Here is a 16,869-nt window from a genome sequence, read left to right on the forward strand (position 1 = left end):
TCAGCGGCGCTCCATCTCTTGCAGCTTCATGGCCATCATCCACAGCAGGACGATCACGACTGGAGAGATGATGCATGCAAACGCCCAGTTCTTGTTGATCCCGAAATGCGGCAGCAGCTTGATCATCGGAACGACCGTTGCCACCACCAAAACTATCCAGATCAGGAACTCGAACATGATTAGGTCTCCTGTTTCTCATCCCCGGGCAGAATGTAATTCGCCCCTTCCCATGGGGACATAAAATCAAACTGACGGTATTCCTGAACAAGGCTGACCGGTTCGTAGACCACACGCTTTTGCGCCTCGTCGTATCGCACTTCGGTATAGCCGGTGGTCGGGAAGTCCTTGCGCAACGGATAGCCGCGGAACCCATAGTCGGTCAGGATGCGCCGCAGATCCGGGTGGCCGGAAAACAGAATGCCGAACATGTCGAACACCTCGCGCTCAAACCAGTTGGCCGAGGGGTGCACATCAACGATCGAGGGCACCATGTCTTCTTCACGGATCGAGACCCGCAGACGGATGCGCTGGTTCTGGTACATCGACAGGAAGTGATAAACCACGTCGAATCGCTTGGCGCGTTCGGGGTAATCGACACCAGTGATATCCACGAGGGTCGTGAACTTGCAGTTCTGGTCGGACTTCAGAAATTCAATGAATTCCACGACGTTCGACAGGGCAACATCCACGTTCAACTCACCGTGGGTCACATCCCATGACAACACGCAGTCTGCCCGCTTCAGTTCCAGCTGCGCGCCGAGTTCCTTGAGTGCTTCGCTCATCAGCTCTCTCCTCAGCGTACGATTGTGCCGGTGCGGCGGATTTTACGTTGCAACTGCATCAGACCATACAGCAGTGCTTCGGCAGTCGGAGGGCAGCCGGGCACATAAATGTCCACCGGAACGACACGGTCACAGCCGCGCACAACAGAATAGGAATAGTGATAATAACCACCGCCATTCGCGCAGGAGCCCATCGAAACGACATAGCGCGGCTCGGGCATTTGGTCGTAAACCTTGCGCAGCGCCGGAGCCATTTTGTTGGTAAGTGTGCCCGCCACGATCATCACGTCAGACTGACGGGGCGACGCACGCGGCGCGATGCCAAACCGTTCAGCATCATAGCGCGGCATTGAGGTGTGCATCATTTCAACCGCGCAGCAGGCCAGACCAAAGGTCATCCAGTGCAGCGAACCGGTGCGGGCCCAGTTGATAATGTCCTCGGTAGAGGTCAGCAGAAACCCTTTGTCCTGCAACTCGGCGTTCAGGGCTTGGGTGGCGACTTCTTTGTCGACGCCAGCGGTGTTTGCGCCCGTCATCACTCCCATTCCAGGGCCCCCTTCTTCCATTCATAGGCAAAGCCGATAGTCAGAACGCCCAGGAACACCATCATGGACCAGAACCCCACGTCGCTGATGTCCTTGAAGCCGACGGCCCACGGGAACAGGAAGGCAATTTCCAGATCGAAGATGATAAAGAGAATCGAGACCAGATAGAACCGGACATCGAATTTCATCCGCGCATCGTCGAAGGCGTTGAAACCACATTCATATGCGCTGACTTTTTCGGGGTCGGGATTACGGACCGCCAGAACGACAGCAGCCAGAATCAGGACGATTCCAAGGCCTACAGCTACGGCCAGAAACACCAGAATCGGGAGGTACTCCCGCAATAGGTCTTCCACGTACAGCTCCTTTCCTGCGCGTACCCTGAACGGGAGCGCCGTCAATTGGCGTGTTGACTGGACATTCTCTATCCGCGCGGGGTCAGAGGGTCAACCGAACAGAAACGCGCAGGCGACTAATATTCGTCCAGGCGCAGCCGCTGGCAGATGCTTTGCACATCCAGTCGCAAACGCTTCGCAAGTAGCGCCTAAACCTAACTAATCCATGCAGGTTTTCGTTTTTCGAAGAATGCGCCGATTCCCTCTTTGGCCTCGTCGGTTTCCCACCTCTCAACCAGTTGGCGGATCGTGTGATCGATAACGGCATCGTCAATGCATGGCCCCAGCTGCCGAACCAGTTGTTTTGCGGATGCAACCGCCCCCGGCGCACAGGAAAGGTAGGGCAAGACTTCCGCCTCGATCGCGTCGCCAAGACCATCGGCGGGCACAGTTTTGGCCAGCAGTCCGAGTTCCACTGCTTCAGCTGCATCGAACAGCCGAGCAGACATGAACACGCGTCGCGCGCGGGCTTCGCCCATGCGAGCGATGACATAGGGACCAATCGTCGCGGGGATCAAACCCAGCTTGGTTTCCGTCAGTCCCATTTTGACCGTATCGACACCAACCGCCATATCACAGACCGATGCCATCCCGACGCCGCCGCCAAACGCATTGCCCTGTATCGCGCCGATCAGAGGCTTGGGCAGTGAGTTCAGCGCCTGCAGCATTTCCGCAAGCTTGCGCGCTTCGACAAATCGCGTTTCGGGGTCGGCTGCCATTTGCGCCTGCATCCAGCCCAGATCGCCTCCCGCGCAAAAGCTCTTGCCCGCACCGGTTAGCACAACTACCCGCACAGCATTATCAGCCCCAAGCTGACCAGCCGCCTGTGTCAACTCGGTGATCATCTGCGCCGACATGGCGTTGTGCTTTTCCGCGCGATCCAAAGTCAGGGTGGCCACACCGCGGGCGTCCGCGGTCACCGAAATCGTTTCGAACATGACTGCTCCTTACTCCGACCGCATGGCGCGCGCCATCTGCGCGGCCTCTTCGATGACGTCCCGGTCAATCCCGGTCTGATATCCAAGCCTTTCCAAATGGGCGACGACGGCCTCGGTGGCCACGTTCCCTGCAGCTCCGGGCGCGTAAGGACAGCCACCCAACCCACCGACAGCACTGTCAAAAACCCGAACGCCAAGCGCCAGCGCAGCGTCGATATTGTCAATCGCCCGCCCGTTGGTGTCATGGAAGTGACCTGCCAAGCGGGTCATCGGCACACGCTCACGCACCGCCAGCAGCATATGGGCGATGGTGTCGGGTGTCCCCTGCCCGATCGTGTCCCCCAACGAGACCTCGTAGCATCCCAGCGAGAACAGCCGGTCCGCGATCTCAGCCACTTTTTCAGGCGGAGTTGGACCGTCGTAGGGACAATCGGTGACGCAGGACACATAGCCACGCACCGGCAGGTCAATATGGCGCGCGGCTTCTAAGATCGGCGTAAAGCGCTCAATAGACTCCTCGATGGTAGCGTTGATGTTTGCCTTCGAAAATCCTTCGGAGGCGGAAGCGAACACCGCAATTTCGTCCGCTTTGGCCGCTAGCGCGTCCTCGTAGCCCCGCATGTTTGGTGTCAGCCCAGCATAGCGCACTCCATCGGCCCGCTTAATCCCCGCCAACACATCCGCGCTGCCTGCCATTTGCGGCACCCATTTGGGTGAAACAAAGCTGGCCACTTCGATACGGTTGAAACCGGCCCGACTGAGGCAATCAACCAGAGCCACCTTTTCGGAGACTGGTATTTCTCGCTTTTCGTTCTGCAATCCGTCTCGCGGACCCACCTCAAAGATTTCGACCCGATCACCCATGGCTGTGCCCTTTTCTGATTGCCGTATTCAAACCGACTGTGCCACGTTGCGCGGAAACGGGACAGATCATTCCTCCTCCAGCCGGACCAGAGCGGCGCCGGCCTCGACCTGAGCCCCCGCGCCCGTCAGCACCTCGGCAACGACACCATCGCGCGCGGCCAACAGGGAATGCTCCATCTTCATCGCTTCCAGAATTGCCAGCCGGTCGCCTTCTTGCACCGCTTGCCCCACTTCGGCAAAGACCGCTTTGACCAGACCTGGCATGGGGGCTTCGATCACATTAGTATCGCCGGCAGCACTGGAATCCCGATCCAACGGGTCAACGATATCAATGGCTTGCCCATAGTTCCGGAATACCGTGATCCGAGAACTCGAGATGGAAACGCGTGGCATCGCCTCGCCACCGATAGTCCATCCACCTGCACTACGCTCGGACAGGATGGTCTCGCCGCCCACCTGCCAAAGCTGTCGGTTTGGGCCCTCGACCTGCACATCCAGATCGATGACGTCCTCAGAACGCAACTGAACGGCCCGATGCAGCGGGGCCCAAAGCGAAAATCCCGTTTCCTCACCGGTATCGACCAGATCCAATGCCGTCATGGCGGCAGCAACCATGGATGTCGCCGGGATTGGGGTCTCCTGAACCAGAGCGCCCAGATCGCGCCCGATCAAACCTGTATCCACATCACCAGCGGCGAATCCCTCGTGCCTGGTTAGCGCGCCAAGAAAGCTGAGGTTCGTCACTGTTCCCGCGACTTCGGTGCCTTGCAGAGCGCGATGCAACTGCTCCAGCGCGACGGCACGCGTGGGGCCGTGGACGATCACCTTGGCGATCATCGGGTCGTACCAGGGGCTGATTGTATCGCCTGCTCGCACGCCGCTGTCGGCGCGACAATCCGCCGGGAACCGCAGATGTGTCAGCGTACCAGTCGCTGGCAGAAAGCCTTTCGGCACATCCTCGGCGTACAGGCGCGCCTCGAACGCATGGCCCGAAATCGACAGGTCCTCCTGACGCTTCGGCAGCGTCTCGCCTGATGCAACACGCAACTGCCATTCCACCAGATCCACGCCGGTAATCGCCTCTGTTACCGGATGCTCCACTTGAAGGCGCGTGTTCATCTCCATGAACCAGAACCGGTCCGGGCGCAGGCCGTCCGAGGCATCCACAATGAACTCAACCGTCCCCGCGCCCTTGTAACCGATTGCCTCGGCTGCGCGCACGCCCGCCTGCCCCATCGCCTCGCGCATCTCAGGTGTCATGCCGGGGGCCGGGGCTTCTTCGATCACCTTCTGGTGCCGACGCTGCAGCGAACAATCCCGCTCAAACAGATGCACAGCATGAGCGCCGTCGCCGAACACCTGCACCTCGATATGGCGCGGCTTGGCGACAAACTTTTCGACCAGCACCGCATCATTGCCAAACGCGGTCCGCGCCTCACCCCGGGCACTGTCCAACGCCGAGGCAAAATCCTCCGGACGCTCGACCAACCGCATGCCCTTGCCGCCTCCGCCTGCAACGGCCTTTATCAAAACCGGGTATCCGATCGTGTCAGCCGCACCGGCCAAATGCTCAGGGTCCTGATTGTCGCCGTGATATCCCGGCACGACAGGCACCCCTGCCTTATCCATCAAAACCTTTGCGGCGTCCTTCAGGCCCATCTTGCGGATCGCATCTGCCGACGGGCCGATGAAGGTCAGGTCAGCGGCCTCGACCGCATCCACGAAATCGGGGTTCTCGGACAGAAAGCCGTAACCGGGATGGATCGCCTGCGCGCCTGTGTCCAGCGCCGCCTGAATGATCACATCGCCCTTCAAATAGCTTTCGGCCGGAGCTGCGCCGCCGATATGGACCGCCTCATCCGCCATCTGTACATGCTTCGCCGAGGCATCAGCGTCTGAATATACAGCAACGCAGGACACGCCCATTTTCTGAGCCGTTTCCATGACCCGGCAGGCAATCTCACCCCGGTTCGCAATCAGGATTTTGTTGAACATCTTTTAACCCTCAACCGCCAGATCTTCGATTAGGCGGAACCGTTCGCACAACAGTTCCATCTCTGGATCGAATCCACCATTACGCTCAAAGTACCGGTGATGATCTTCGCGCCATCCCTCAAGCGTTTCATTTTCGCCCTCGGCCAACGCAAAATCCTCGGTCATATCGCAGAAACGACAGACCGAAACCTCGACGGTTTCAATGACCAAAGCAGGACTTCCATCCCATTCCAAAGCGATGTCGCGGCGCCCAACGACCGGTGTTTCGGGGCTGCCATCCAGATAGTCCCTCAGCGCACCACAGGTTGCCGTTTTCCGGCCTGCTCGCACCAGTGAAAGCAACTCGGCACTCATCTTTGCGCTGTCGCCGAATTTGAAGGTTTGTGCGCCGGGATACAGGGTCAATACTTTTCGCATTGTCATGTTCATCACATCCTGAACACGCCGAAACGTGTCTCCTCGATCGGGGCGTTCAATGCGGCGCTCAGCGAAAGAGCCAGCACATCGCGGCTTTTGCGCGGGTCAATGATGCCGTCGTCCCACAGGCGGGCTGACGCGTAGAGCGGGTGCGACTGCTCCTCAAACATCTCCAGTGTCGGGCGCTTGAATTCGGCCTCTTCTTCGGCCGACCACGTGCCGCCCTGTCGTTCGATCCCGTCGCGTTTGACAGTGGCCAGCACGCCCGCCGCCTGTTCGCCGCCCATGACCGAGATCCGCGAGTTCGGCCAGGTCCACAGGAACCGTGGCTGATAGGCACGACCGGCCATGCCGTAGTTTCCGGCACCGAACGAACCACCGACGAGCATGGTGATCTTGGGAACCGATGTCGTGGCCACCGCCGTCACCATTTTGGCCCCATGCCGCGCGATGCCTTCGTTTTCGTATTTCCGACCGACCATGAACCCGGTGATGTTTTGCAGGAACACCAGCGGGATCTTGCGCTGCGAACATAGCTCGACAAAATGCGCGCCCTTCTGCGCGGCCTCCGAAAACAGCACGCCGTTATTGGCAATGATCCCAACCGGGCAACCTTTGACATGAGCAAAGCCGGTCACCAGCGTCTCACCGAACCGGGGCTTGAACTCATCGAAGCGCGAGCCATCGACCAGACGCGCGATTACCTCGCGGATATCGTAAGGCGTACGAAGATCGGCAGGGACGACGCCCAGGATTTCCTCGGGGTCATAGGCGGGGTCTTCGGGGCTGGCCCAATCCACTGTCTGCGGCTTGCGCAGGTTCAATGAACCAACCGCCCGACGCGCCAACGCCAGAGCATGTGCATCGTCTTCGGCCAGATAATCCGCCACACCGGACAGGCGGGTATGAACATCGCCACCCCCCAAATCTTCGGCGCTAACTACCTCACCGGTTGCCGCTTTGACCAAAGGCGGTCCGGCGAGAAAGATCGTGCCCTGCTCTTTCACGATAATCGTCACGTCCGACATCGCTGGCACATAAGCCCCACCCGCCGTGCACGACCCCATGACCACGGCGATCTGAGGGATGCCCTTCGCGCTCATCCGCGCCTGATTGTAGAAGATGCGGCCGAAGTGGTCGCGGTCGGGAAAGACCTCATCCTGATTGGGCAGGTTGGCGCCGCCACTATCGACCAGATAGATGCAGGGCAGATTGTTTTCCTCAGCGATCTCCTGCGCGCGCAGGTGCTTCTTGACCGACATCGGGTAATAGGTGCCGCCCTTCACGGTGGCATCGTTACACACCACCATGACCTCTTGTCCCTGCACCCTGCCAATGCCCGCGACAACACCGGCACTCGGGGCAGCATCGCCATACATCCCATGCGCCGCCGTTGCACCGATTTCCAGAAACGGAGACCCCGGATCGAGCAGGTTTGCCACGCGGCGACGCGGCAGCATCTTGCCGCGCGATTCATGCCGCGCACGGGACTTCTCGCCTCCGCCCATGCGAGCCGCTTCGGCAGCGGCAGAGATTTGTGCCAGCGCGTCGAGGTGAGCAGATCGGTTTGCCTTGAAGCCCTCGGAGGCGGGCATGGCTTTGGATGTGAGTTTCATTCCATATTCCCCAAATCGCGCAGTTCCAACGCACGTTCAGCAGTTTCGACCAAATAGCAGTTTGCGGCTACGATCGTTCGGATCGTCCCGCCTGACCACAAGCTATATTGCAGCCCGCACTCAGCATCCCGGAAACTGATCCACGCCCGCTGGACATCTCGCAATTGGTTTTCCAGTTCTGGGTCCTGTTCAGCTAATTCTGAGCGACGTAGCTTGTATTGTTCATTGAGAAGCGCATCCCAAACCGCAGTTTCTGCCTGAATACACTGAGATATCCCAATCGTCGTGTCATTCCCCGGCGAAGCCTGACAAGCGTTTGCTGCTTGTCCTGTGCACTCGGGTACATTCGTCCCCGTCTGCTCCTGGGAAAAACACTGCCGGATGTAGGCGTCATCCACTGAAGCTTGCTGGGCAAAAGTAACTGTCGGAACGAACACTAACAAGATTAACGAACGTATCATTTAATAACTTCCCCCGCCGCCCGCGCCTTCAATTCCTTGCGGATCACCTTACCCGTCACTGTCATCGGCAATTCCTCCAGAAACGTCACTTCGCGTGGGTAGGAGTAATGCGCCAGACGGTCCTTGACCCAACCCTGCAACTCGACTTCCGTCGCCTGTGCCTCAGGTTTCAACACCACATAGGCCTTCACGATCTCGGTCCGCATGGGGTCGGGCTTGCCGACCACACCGACCGTCGCCACCGCCGGGTGGGTTAGCAGGCAATCCTCGATCTCGGCCGGGCCGACGCGGTAGCCGGCTGAGGTGATCACATCGTCATCGCGACCAACAAAGCGCAGATAGTCGCCCTCCCACACGCCTCGGTCGCCGGTAATCAGCCACTCGCCGCGAAACTTCTCAGCAGTCGCCTCAGGGCGTTTCCAGTATTCCAGAAGCATCGAGGCGGAGCCTCGCCGGATCGCCACGTCACCCTCTTCGTCGGTCGGAGTGCCGTCTTCGTCGATCACCGCAACCTCGTGCCCCGGCACCGGTTTACCGATGCAGCCGGGCTGTACCGGGAAGTCTTCCGAGCAGGAGGAGACGACCATGTTGCATTCGGTCTGCCCGTAAAACTCGTTGATCGTCAAGCCAAACGCCCGCTGACCCCAGGCCAGCATCTCGGCCCCCAGGGGCTCACCCCCCGAGGCAACAGACCGCAACCCCGGAATGGACTGATCCGCCGCCTTGAGCATTCGCAACGCAGTTGGAGGGAAAAATACGTTCCGCACTCCGCCACGCGCGATCACGTCTGCGCAGGCCTCGGGAGTGAATTTGTCCAGGCGCGCGGCAGCGACCGGGATGCCCAGTGCGAGACCGGGCATAAGAACGTCAAACAGCCCTCCGATCCAGGCCCAATCGGCGGGTGTCCACAGACAGTCTCCTTCGCGCAGGTTGTTGTGGCTGATCGAGACGCCCGGCAGGTGCCCGGTCAGAACCCTATGGCCATGCAACGCGCCCTTTGGGCTGCCTGTCGTACCGGACGTATAGATCAGGACCGCCGGGTCCTCGGGGCCGGTGTCGGCGAAGGGCACCGGATCACCTTCCTCGCCTATCTGATCGACCATCAACGGCTCGGCCAGATCCCCCAGCAGCGCAGCACCTTCCGGGTCGGTCAGAACGACCCGCGCCCCGGCATCGCCCACACGAGATCGAAGGGCGTCTTGCTTGAACAGTTTGAACAAAGGCACCGAGATCGCGCCGATTTTCCAGATCGCCAGATGTGACGCCGCGCACCAGGTCGACTGGCTGAGCAGAACGCCTACCCGGTCGCCCGGCTGCACCTTTTTCAACAACGCGCGCGCAAGCCCGTCCGTCATTTCTGCGAGCCGCCGATAGGTGACGCGCTCCTCGCCTGCCCCGGTCAGATCAATCAACGCGACCCGCTCGGGCGCGTGGGCCAGACACTGACGCGCCATGTTCAGACGTGACGGAACATCCCAGCCACCCGCTGGGCGCAAGCCCGGTATGCGATTAGCGTCTACCACACCGGAAGTTCCTTATTTTTCTGAACTTTGTCGCTGAAGCTCCCAACGGATCCGTCACACAGATTTGATGCAGATCAGAGTGAACGCACCTTGCGGCTGTCAAAGCGGTTTCATCAACAAAACCAAAGGCAAGAACATGCAAAAGAAACTCGCCGCTTTGACCCTTTCCACCGCGCTGGTGGCGCTTGCCGCCCCCGCACTTGCCCAGTCGCAGGGTGACTGGACCGTCGGTGTCGGTGTCGGTTACCTCGACCCCAAATCCGACAATGGCACGCTGGCCGGACAAAAGGCCGAGATCGACTCGGACACCCGCCCGATCTTCACCGCCGAGTACTTCATCCGTGACAATCTGGGTATCGAGCTGCTGGCGGCAACGCCGTTCAAACACAACGTCACCCTGGGCGGAAGCGTCGACGCCGGCAGCGTCAAGCACCTGCCGCCCACACTGTCGCTGAACTATCACTTCGCGACCAACAGCGCGTGGAAACCTTATGTCGGCGCCGGTCTGAACTACACGATCTTCTTCGACGAGAAATCCCCGCTGGGCGACCTGAAAGTCGACAACTCCTTTGGTGTCTCGTTGCAGGCCGGTCTGGACTACATGGTCTCTGACAATGGCGCTGTTCGTCTGAACGTCCGCTGGTTCGACATCGACTCGGACGTCAAGCTGAACGGAACGAAAATCGGCAAAGCCGAAATCGATCCCTTCCTTGTCGGCGTATCCTACGTCCATAAGTTCTGATCCTTTACCGGAAAGCGCCCCGCAGTTACCTCGTCTGCGGGGCGTTTTTGTCTCAGAGCATCTCGTTCATCAGTTCGCGCCCGATCAGCATCCGGCGGATTTCGCTGGTGCCCGCGCCGATTTCCATCAGCTTGGCATCACGGAAGATTCGACTGACCGCCGAGTCCGCCAGGAACCCTGCCCCGCCCATCGCCTGCACGGCCTGATGCGCCTGCGACATCGCCTGCTCCGAGGCATATAGGCAGCACGCCGCCGCGTCCTGACGGGTCACATCTCCCCGGTCACATGCCTTGGCAACCTCATATACATAGGCCCGGGCAGAGTTCATCGCGGTGTACATATCCGCGATCTTGCCTTGCATCAGTTGGAAGCTGCCGATGGGTTTTCCGAACTGCTTGCGCTCGGCCAGATACGGCATGATCTCATCCAGACACGCAGCCATGATCCCTGTCCCGATCCCGGCCAGAACCACGCGCTCGTAATCCAGCCCGGACATCAGAACAGCGACGCCCTTGCCCTCTTCGCCCAGCACGTTTTCGAAAGGCACTTCGACATCTTCAAAGATCAACTCGGCGGTGTTTGACCCGCGCATCCCCAACTTATCGAAATGAGGAGAGGTCGAGAAACCCTTCATTTCTTTCTCGATCAGGAAGGCCGTAATGCCCTTTGACCCAGCCTCCGGATCCGTCTTGGCATAGACCACCAGAGTATCTGCGTCCGGCCCGTTGGTGATCCAGTACTTGTTGCCATTCAAACGATAGTGGTCGTTGCGCTTTTCAGCGCGTAGCTTCATCGACACAACGTCGGACCCTGCCGAGGCTTCGGACATGGCCAGCGCTCCGACATGTTCGCCGGAGACAAGACGCGGCAGATACTTCGCCTTCTGCTCGTCATTGCCGTTTAGTTTGATCTGATTGACGCACAAGTTCGAATGCGCGCCGTATGAAAGAGAAACCGAGGCCGACGCCCGCGCGACTTCCTCAACTGCGACGGTATGGGCCAAATAGGACATGCCTGCCCCACCATACTCTTCAGGAACCGTGATTCCGAGCATACCCAGATCACCCATCTCTTTCCAAAGCTCATTTGGAAACGCGTTTGAGGAATCGACTTCGCCCGCCATTGGCTTGACCCGCTCCTGCGCCCAACGATGCACCATTTCGCGCAGGGCGTTCACGTCCTCACCCAGATCAAATTGCATGGTCGCCGTGAACATAAGCGATCTCCTCTTTCGCATTAATGAACAGTTGTTCAATAAATAGCAGCGAATCTAAATCGGGTCAACGACGGCATCCCAAAAACAAACCGCCGCCCCAACCGGGGCGGCGGCCTCAGAAAAAAGCGTGCGCGTCTCGCGCACTCCATGGGATTACGACTGGTAGACGGCGCTAACCTCGGCCCGGATGATCCGCGCGATAAGGCTACAATCCTCTAGCGAAAAGGTCAGTGGAACGCGCATATCCACGATCCCGGCTAGGATTCGATCACTTTTTGGCATCGGCGCGCTTTCCGCGTACCGCCAGCTGTCGTAGCGCGACGTGAACCCGCTCGGCTCCGCTCCACCGAACCACTTGAGCTCAACCCCACGCGCCGCACACCGGCGGATCACCTCGTTCACCCGTTCAGGCGACCAATCCAACAGCAGGAACTGAATCGAAGACCCGACAAAAGTCTCGTCTTTGGGGCGCTCGACGATAGTCAGCCCTGGCGTTTCGCGCAGGCCATTCTCAATCTCAAAGTAGCGCTCGTTCCAACGCTGTACTTGTTGGTCCAGATCCCGCAATTGTGGCCGCAGGATCGCAGCGCGGAGGTTGTCCATCCGTCCCGATACGTTGGGCGTATGATACTTAATCCGTTCAAACACCTCGGGCCCCGGCGCGGCAAGATGACGTTCGTAGAGCATATACGACCCCGACAACATCGTTGCCTTAGCCGCCAACTCCTCGTCATCGGTAATCAGCAACCCGCCCTCACCCGAATTGACGTGCTTGTAGGTCTGGCACGAGTAGCACCCGATGGCACCCTGCCGCCCGGACAATTGCCCGCGCCACGCGGCTCCCATCGTATGGGCACAATCTTCGATCACGATCACACCAGCGGCGTCGCACATCTGCATCAGCCGATCCATATCGCACAAATGACCGCGCATATGGCTGAGCATCAGAACGCGCGCCTGATCCAGCTTGGACTCGAGATCGTCCAGATCAATCGTCAGATCCTCGGTCACGCCTACAAAAACCGGGCGCGCGTTGACCGAGGCGATAGACCCAGGCACAGGTGCCAAAGTGAACGCATTTGTCAGAACCGGATCGCCCGGTTTTACGCCTACGGCCCGCAATGCAGTGGCCAACGCATATCCGCCCGACGACACAGCCAGACAGTATTTCGCCCCCATTTGGGCAGCAAATTCCTGTTCCAAAAGCGCCGTTTCACCCAACTCTCCGGGCACAACGTTGTAGCGGTGCAAACGCCCGTGCCGCAAAACGGCCAGGGCGGCCTCAACCGCCTCTTCGGGGATGGGTTCCTGTTGGGTAAAACTGCCGGTGAATGTCTCTGTCATGGGATTGTTCTGGTCCTGCAAGACGGTTGGGTCAAGAGTTTACGCGGCCACGCCGATCAACTCTGCCACCAATCCCGGCAGGTCATCGAAATGGTGAAGCAACGCTTCGGGTTCCAACTCGGCCATATCGGCACCAGACGGGCCAAACGTAACCAGTACCGAGGGCACACCTGCAGCACGGGCCGTGTTCCGATCCGTGTCGGAATCGCCGATCAGTACACATAGATCAGGGTGCCCCCCTGCCCGGCGGGCGGCTTCGCGCAGTGGTTCCGGATCGGGTTTGCGCACGGGCAGCGTGTCCGCACCGACCAGCGAGGCAAACTGATCGCGTACCCCCATTTGGGTAAGCAACTGATGCGCCAGCGCTTCGGGTTTGTTGGTGCAAATACCAACGCCGTAGCCCGCAGTCCTCAACCCCTCAACCGCATTCAGCGCACCGGGATAGAACTGCGTATGCGTATCGATGTCTTCCGAGTATGCGTCCAGCAGCATCGGATAGTAGGCCTGAACGGTCGCATCATCGTAGGCACCGACCCTTTTCAGACCATGCGTCAGCATCATCCGCCCCCCGCGCAGAGCAATTGCCGCGTCCTCACCGTGAACCAGTACGTCGCCGTGCCCCATATGGCGGAAACAGTGGTTGGCCGCGGCCAGAAGATCGCCGGATGTATCGGCCAAAGTCCCGTCCAGATCGAAGATTACCGTACGCATATTGCCTCCTAATTCGGCGGGTCTTCGCCATAAGTGTTGCAAACGGCAATCTTGTTTGATGCCCGTACCGCTTGCGCCTTTGAACTCAGCGGATAAAACGGGCCGCGAAAAAACACAAAGAGAAATCGATTTCATGAGTATTGCCCTCGTCATCCTTGCCGCCGGAAAAGGCACCAGGATGAATTCGGACACCCCAAAAGTTTTACACCCGATTGCCCAAACCCCGATGCTGGTTCACGCGATGCGCGCTGGTGCCGTTCTGTCCCCCGAACGGACCGTTATTGTCACCGGTCACGGGTCTGAGGCTGTTGCCAAGGTCGCCACTGCCGAGGATGAAGCAGCCCAGATCGTTGTTCAGGAAGAACAGCTGGGAACGGCGCATGCCGTTGCTCAGGCGCGCGATGCGCTTGAAGATTTCGAAGGCGATGTCATCGTCCTTTATGGCGACACTCCGTTTATCGACCCCAGAACGTTGGAACGCATGATCGAAGCGCGTGCATCCTTCGATTTGGTCATGCTTGGTTTTGATATTGCTGAAGTTCAGCCGCGCTATGGCCGGTTGATCATGGACGGTGACAAGCTTGTCGAAATCGTCGAATACAAAGACGCGACCGAAGAACAGCGCGCCATTCGCTTCACCAATAGCGGTCTTCTGGCCTGCGATTCCAAACTGCTGTTCGAACTGATTGATGCGGTCAGCAACAACAACGCATCGGGTGAATACTACCTGACGGAAATCGTGGCACTGGCCAACGCGCGCGGACTGACTGCAACCGCGATCAAGTGCGACGAGGCCGAGACGCTGGGCGTGGATTCTCGTGCAGACCTCGCAGCAGCGGACGCCGAATTCCAGACTCGGGCACGTAACGAGCTTTTGGCTTTGGGTGTAACGCTGATGGCACCGGAAACGGTTTACTTGTCCGCAGACACAATCATTGGGCGCGACACAGTGATTGAACCCAATGTCGTATTTGGCCCCGGTGTTACTGTTGAAAGTGGCGCGACGATTCGGGCGTTTTCCCATTTGGAAGGCTGTCACGTCAGCCGCGGTGCCATCGTCGGACCCTATGCGCGCCTGCGTCCGGGAACCGAACTGGCCGAAAACACGCGTATCGGCAACTTTGTCGAGATCAAGAACGCCGAAATCGCCGAAGGCGCCAAGGTCAATCACCTGAGCTATATCGGTGACGCTTCTGTAGGTGCCGCCAGCAATATTGGCGCAGGTACGATCACCTGCAACTATGACGGCGTCATGAAGCACAAGACGACCATTGGCGAGAACGTCTTTATCGGGTCGAACACCATGCTGGTGGCCCCGGTATCTGTCGGCAACGGCGCGATGACTGCAACCGGCACTGTGGTGACGCGAGACGTGGATGCGGATGCTTTGGCCGTGGCCCGCGCCAAGCAGGAAAACAAGCCCGGGTATGCAAGCAAACTTTTTGAGATGTTGAAGGCGAAAAAGGCTCGCCGCGACAAAGGAGCTTAATTTTATGTGTGGTATTGTTGGTGTACTGGGCGAGCACGAGGCCGCACCCACCATGGTCGAGGCGTTGAAACGGTTGGAATATCGCGGCTATGACAGTGCCGGGATCGCTACCGTGAATGATGGCGCGCTTGGACGCCGCCGCGCCGTGGGCAAACTGGTCAACCTCAGCGATTTGCTTGTACATGATCCGCTGCCAGGAAAATCCGGCATTGGCCACACCCGCTGGGCCACCCATGGCGTACCGTCAGTGACCAACGCCCACCCGCATCAGGCCGGGCCAGTCGCCGTTGTGCACAACGGAATCGTCGAAAACTATCGCGAGCTGCGCGCCGAACTGGCGGAGTACGGCATCGGGTTCGCAACTGAGACCGATACCGAAACCGTGGCCCTGTTGACTGAGTATTACCTCAGATCCGGTCTTTCCCCGGTTGAGGCGGCATTCAAAACCATCGACCGCCTTGTAGGCGCTTTTGCACTCGCATTCCTGTTCGAGGGTCAGGACGATCTGATTGTCGCAGCGCGCAAGGGCTCTCCTCTGGCGATCGGCCACGGTGATGGTGAGATGTATGTGGGCTCGGACGCAATCGCGCTGGCCCCATTGACCGACCGCATCACCTATCTTGAAGAAGGCGACCGTGCGGTTCTGACACGGAATTCGCTGGAAATCCGCAACGAAGCCGGCGAATTGGCAAACCGCGAAACCCGCCAGATCAACCTGGACGTTTCGCAGACCGAAAAGAATGGCCACAAACACTTCATGGCCAAGGAAATAGCCGAGCAACCCATCGTCATTGCCGACGCGATCAAGTCGTACCTACCCAACGGTAGCGACCAGGTGGTTCTGCCGGGTGCCGATCTGGACTTCACCAAGCTGGACCGACTGACAATGGTGGCCTGTGGCACGGCGTTCTACGCCTGCCTGACCGCCAAGTACTGGTTCGAGCAACTGGCCAAAATACCGGTCGAGGTCGATATCGCCAGCGAATTCCGCTATCGCGAACCTCCGATTCCCGAGCGGACATTGGCCTTGTTTGTCAGTCAGTCGGGCGAGACCGCGGACACTCTGGCCGCTCTGCGGTATTGCGAGGGCAAGGCGGATAAGATCGTTTCTGTGATCAACGTCCCCGAAAGCTCGATCGCCCGCGAGAGCGACATTGAACTGCCCATCCACGCAGGTGTTGAGATCGGCGTTGCCTCGACCAAGGCCTTCACCTGTCAGCTTACCGTGCTGCTGATGATGGCGCTCAAGGCCGCCGCGGATCGAGGCACTTTGACGTCCGAGGAACTGGCCGATCACTATGCGGCGCTACGTGGATTGCCGACGGTTTTAAATACCGCACTGGAACAGAACCAGGCTATCAAAACATCCGCCCAGCGCCTGTCAGAGGCGCGCGACGTCCTGTTCCTGGGCCGGGGGCTGATGTACCCTCTGGCGATGGAAGGGGCGCTGAAACTCAAGGAAATCAGCTATATCCACGCCGAAGGGTACGCATCGGGCGAGCTAAAACACGGCCCCATCGCCCTGATCGACAAGAACATGCCGGTGGTCGTTATGGCCCCGCGCGACACCGTTTTCGACAAAACCGTCTCAAACATGCAAGAGGTAATGGCCCGCAAGGGTAAGGTAATCCTGGTTTCAGACGACGCTGGTATTGCTGAGGCCGAAGATGGCGTCTGGAGTGTCATCAGAATGCCGTACGTTCACCCAAGCCTTGCGCCGATCCTGTACTCGGTGCCAGCCCAGCTGCTGGCTTATCACACGGCGGTGGCCAAGGGCACCGATGTGGACCAGCCGCGTAATCTTGCAAAGTCCGTTACGGTGGAGTGAAGC

General features: G+C 59.0%; 17 protein-coding genes. 3 read left to right on the forward strand and 14 right to left on the reverse strand.

The genetic code is table 11. From position 1 onward, the window contains the following. The 11 genes from ACR0AA_RS03360 to ACR0AA_RS03410 form a co-directional block, all read right to left on the reverse strand. Nucleotides 1-177 carry a hypothetical protein gene (locus ACR0AA_RS03360; protein WP_170422563.1) on the reverse strand — a complete coding sequence of 59 codons (177 nt, stop codon included), beginning with the start codon at nucleotides 175-177 and terminating at the stop codon, nucleotides 1-3. A gap of 2 nt (nucleotides 178-179) precedes the next feature. After that, nucleotides 180-782, reverse strand: coding sequence for an NADH-quinone oxidoreductase subunit C (locus ACR0AA_RS03365; RefSeq protein ID WP_480755443.1), 603 nt, complete (start codon nucleotides 780-782; stop codon nucleotides 180-182). 11 nt (nucleotides 783-793) lie between these two features. Continuing rightward, nucleotides 794-1,327, reverse strand: a complete 534-nt coding sequence (locus ACR0AA_RS03370; RefSeq protein ID WP_170352611.1) for a NuoB/complex I 20 kDa subunit family protein — start codon at nucleotides 1,325-1,327, stop codon at nucleotides 794-796. Next, entirely contained in the window at nucleotides 1,318-1,683 is a 366-nt protein-coding gene (locus tag ACR0AA_RS03375) for an NADH-quinone oxidoreductase subunit A (protein WP_050602775.1), read from the reverse strand. Before ACR0AA_RS03375 ends, ACR0AA_RS03370 begins: the two co-directional genes overlap by 10 nt. Before the next feature lie 194 nt (nucleotides 1,684-1,877). After that, nucleotides 1,878-2,660 (reverse strand): crotonase/enoyl-CoA hydratase family protein, encoded by a 783-nt coding sequence (locus ACR0AA_RS03380; RefSeq protein WP_480662714.1) that lies wholly within the window; start codon nucleotides 2,658-2,660, stop codon nucleotides 1,878-1,880. Nucleotides 2,661-2,669: 9 nt separating this feature from the next. Further along, nucleotides 2,670-3,524, reverse strand: a complete 855-nt coding sequence (locus tag ACR0AA_RS03385) for a hydroxymethylglutaryl-CoA lyase (RefSeq protein ID WP_480755444.1) — start codon at nucleotides 3,522-3,524, stop codon at nucleotides 2,670-2,672. A 66-nt stretch (nucleotides 3,525-3,590) separates the two neighbouring features. Then, nucleotides 3,591-5,519 (reverse strand): acetyl/propionyl/methylcrotonyl-CoA carboxylase subunit alpha, encoded by a 1,929-nt coding sequence (locus tag ACR0AA_RS03390; RefSeq protein WP_480755445.1) that lies wholly within the window; start codon nucleotides 5,517-5,519, stop codon nucleotides 3,591-3,593. A gap of 3 nt (nucleotides 5,520-5,522) precedes the next feature. After that, nucleotides 5,523-5,942 carry an ASCH domain-containing protein gene (locus tag ACR0AA_RS03395; protein WP_480755446.1) on the reverse strand — a complete coding sequence of 140 codons (420 nt, stop codon included), beginning with the start codon at nucleotides 5,940-5,942 and terminating at the stop codon, nucleotides 5,523-5,525. Nucleotides 5,943-5,947: 5 nt separating this feature from the next. Continuing rightward, nucleotides 5,948-7,552 carry a carboxyl transferase domain-containing protein gene (locus ACR0AA_RS03400; protein WP_480755447.1) on the reverse strand — a complete coding sequence of 535 codons (1,605 nt, stop codon included), beginning with the start codon at nucleotides 7,550-7,552 and terminating at the stop codon, nucleotides 5,948-5,950. After that, complete coding sequence (locus ACR0AA_RS03405; protein ID WP_480755448.1) at nucleotides 7,549-8,013, reverse strand: lysozyme inhibitor LprI family protein; 465 nt, start codon at nucleotides 8,011-8,013, stop codon at nucleotides 7,549-7,551. The genes ACR0AA_RS03400 and ACR0AA_RS03405 overlap by 4 nt, the downstream gene beginning before the upstream one ends. Continuing rightward, the gene (locus ACR0AA_RS03410) at nucleotides 8,010-9,536 is read right to left on the reverse strand and encodes an AMP-binding protein (RefSeq protein ID WP_480755449.1); all 1,527 of its coding nucleotides are present in this window, start codon (nucleotides 9,534-9,536) and stop codon (nucleotides 8,010-8,012) included. Before ACR0AA_RS03410 ends, ACR0AA_RS03405 begins: the two co-directional genes overlap by 4 nt. 136 nt (nucleotides 9,537-9,672) lie before the next feature. On the opposite strand from ACR0AA_RS03410, the gene ACR0AA_RS03415 reads away from it, so the two are divergent. Continuing rightward, nucleotides 9,673-10,278, forward strand: a complete 606-nt coding sequence (locus ACR0AA_RS03415) for an OmpW/AlkL family protein (protein WP_480662702.1) — start codon at nucleotides 9,673-9,675, stop codon at nucleotides 10,276-10,278. Nucleotides 10,279-10,330: 52 nt separating this feature from the next. Here ACR0AA_RS03415 and ACR0AA_RS03420 read toward each other — a convergent pair whose 3' ends face one another. The 3 genes from ACR0AA_RS03420 to ACR0AA_RS03430 form a co-directional block, all read right to left on the reverse strand. Continuing rightward, nucleotides 10,331-11,494 carry an isovaleryl-CoA dehydrogenase gene (locus ACR0AA_RS03420; protein ID WP_480662700.1) on the reverse strand — a complete coding sequence of 388 codons (1,164 nt, stop codon included), beginning with the start codon at nucleotides 11,492-11,494 and terminating at the stop codon, nucleotides 10,331-10,333. Nucleotides 11,495-11,647: 153 nt separating this feature from the next. Beyond that, nucleotides 11,648-12,838, reverse strand: a complete 1,191-nt coding sequence (locus ACR0AA_RS03425; protein WP_480755450.1) for a DegT/DnrJ/EryC1/StrS family aminotransferase — start codon at nucleotides 12,836-12,838, stop codon at nucleotides 11,648-11,650. Nucleotides 12,839-12,877: 39 nt separating this feature from the next. Then, a complete protein-coding gene (locus ACR0AA_RS03430) occupies nucleotides 12,878-13,549 on the reverse strand; it encodes an HAD-IA family hydrolase (RefSeq protein WP_480662696.1) in 672 nt (223 codons plus the stop codon). A gap of 133 nt (nucleotides 13,550-13,682) precedes the next feature. On the opposite strand from ACR0AA_RS03430, the gene glmU reads away from it, so the two are divergent. Then, on the forward strand, nucleotides 13,683-15,038 hold the full coding sequence (gene glmU, locus ACR0AA_RS03435; RefSeq protein WP_480662694.1) for a bifunctional UDP-N-acetylglucosamine diphosphorylase/glucosamine-1-phosphate N-acetyltransferase GlmU: 1,356 nt from the start codon (nucleotides 13,683-13,685) through the stop codon (nucleotides 15,036-15,038). Nucleotides 15,039-15,042: 4 nt separating this feature from the next. After that, complete coding sequence (glmS, locus tag ACR0AA_RS03440; RefSeq protein ID WP_480662692.1) at nucleotides 15,043-16,866, forward strand: glutamine--fructose-6-phosphate transaminase (isomerizing); 1,824 nt, start codon at nucleotides 15,043-15,045, stop codon at nucleotides 16,864-16,866. The last annotated feature ends 3 nt before the right edge of the window (nucleotides 16,867-16,869 follow it).

The sequence above is a fragment of the Ruegeria sp. CE8 genome (genome assembly GCF_056537465.1).

Coding starts and splice junctions, on each gene's coding strand:
- ACR0AA_RS03360 (WP_170422563.1), bottom strand. CDS start 177: ATGTTCGAGTTCCTGATCTGGATAGTTTTGGTGGTGGCAACGGTCGTT.
- ACR0AA_RS03420 (WP_480662700.1), bottom strand. CDS start 11,494: ATGTTCACGGCGACCATGCAATTTGATCTGGGTGAGGACGTGAACGCC.
- glmU (WP_480662694.1), top strand. CDS start 13,683: ATGAGTATTGCCCTCGTCATCCTTGCCGCCGGAAAAGGCACCAGGATG.
- ACR0AA_RS03385 (WP_480755444.1), bottom strand. CDS start 3,524: ATGGGTGATCGGGTCGAAATCTTTGAGGTGGGTCCGCGAGACGGATTG.
- ACR0AA_RS03370 (WP_170352611.1), bottom strand. CDS start 1,327: ATGGGAGTGATGACGGGCGCAAACACCGCTGGCGTCGACAAAGAAGTC.
- ACR0AA_RS03390 (WP_480755445.1), bottom strand. CDS start 5,519: ATGTTCAACAAAATCCTGATTGCGAACCGGGGTGAGATTGCCTGCCGG.
- ACR0AA_RS03395 (WP_480755446.1), bottom strand. CDS start 5,942: ATGACAATGCGAAAAGTATTGACCCTGTATCCCGGCGCACAAACCTTC.
- ACR0AA_RS03365 (WP_480755443.1), bottom strand. CDS start 782: ATGAGCGAAGCACTCAAGGAACTCGGCGCGCAGCTGGAACTGAAGCGG.
- ACR0AA_RS03430 (WP_480662696.1), bottom strand. CDS start 13,549: ATGCGTACGGTAATCTTCGATCTGGACGGGACTTTGGCCGATACATCC.
- ACR0AA_RS03415 (WP_480662702.1), top strand. CDS start 9,673: ATGCAAAAGAAACTCGCCGCTTTGACCCTTTCCACCGCGCTGGTGGCG.
- ACR0AA_RS03400 (WP_480755447.1), bottom strand. CDS start 7,552: ATGAAACTCACATCCAAAGCCATGCCCGCCTCCGAGGGCTTCAAGGCA.
- glmS (WP_480662692.1), top strand. CDS start 15,043: ATGTGTGGTATTGTTGGTGTACTGGGCGAGCACGAGGCCGCACCCACC.
- ACR0AA_RS03425 (WP_480755450.1), bottom strand. CDS start 12,838: ATGACAGAGACATTCACCGGCAGTTTTACCCAACAGGAACCCATCCCC.
- ACR0AA_RS03380 (WP_480662714.1), bottom strand. CDS start 2,660: ATGTTCGAAACGATTTCGGTGACCGCGGACGCCCGCGGTGTGGCCACC.
- ACR0AA_RS03405 (WP_480755448.1), bottom strand. CDS start 8,013: ATGATACGTTCGTTAATCTTGTTAGTGTTCGTTCCGACAGTTACTTTT.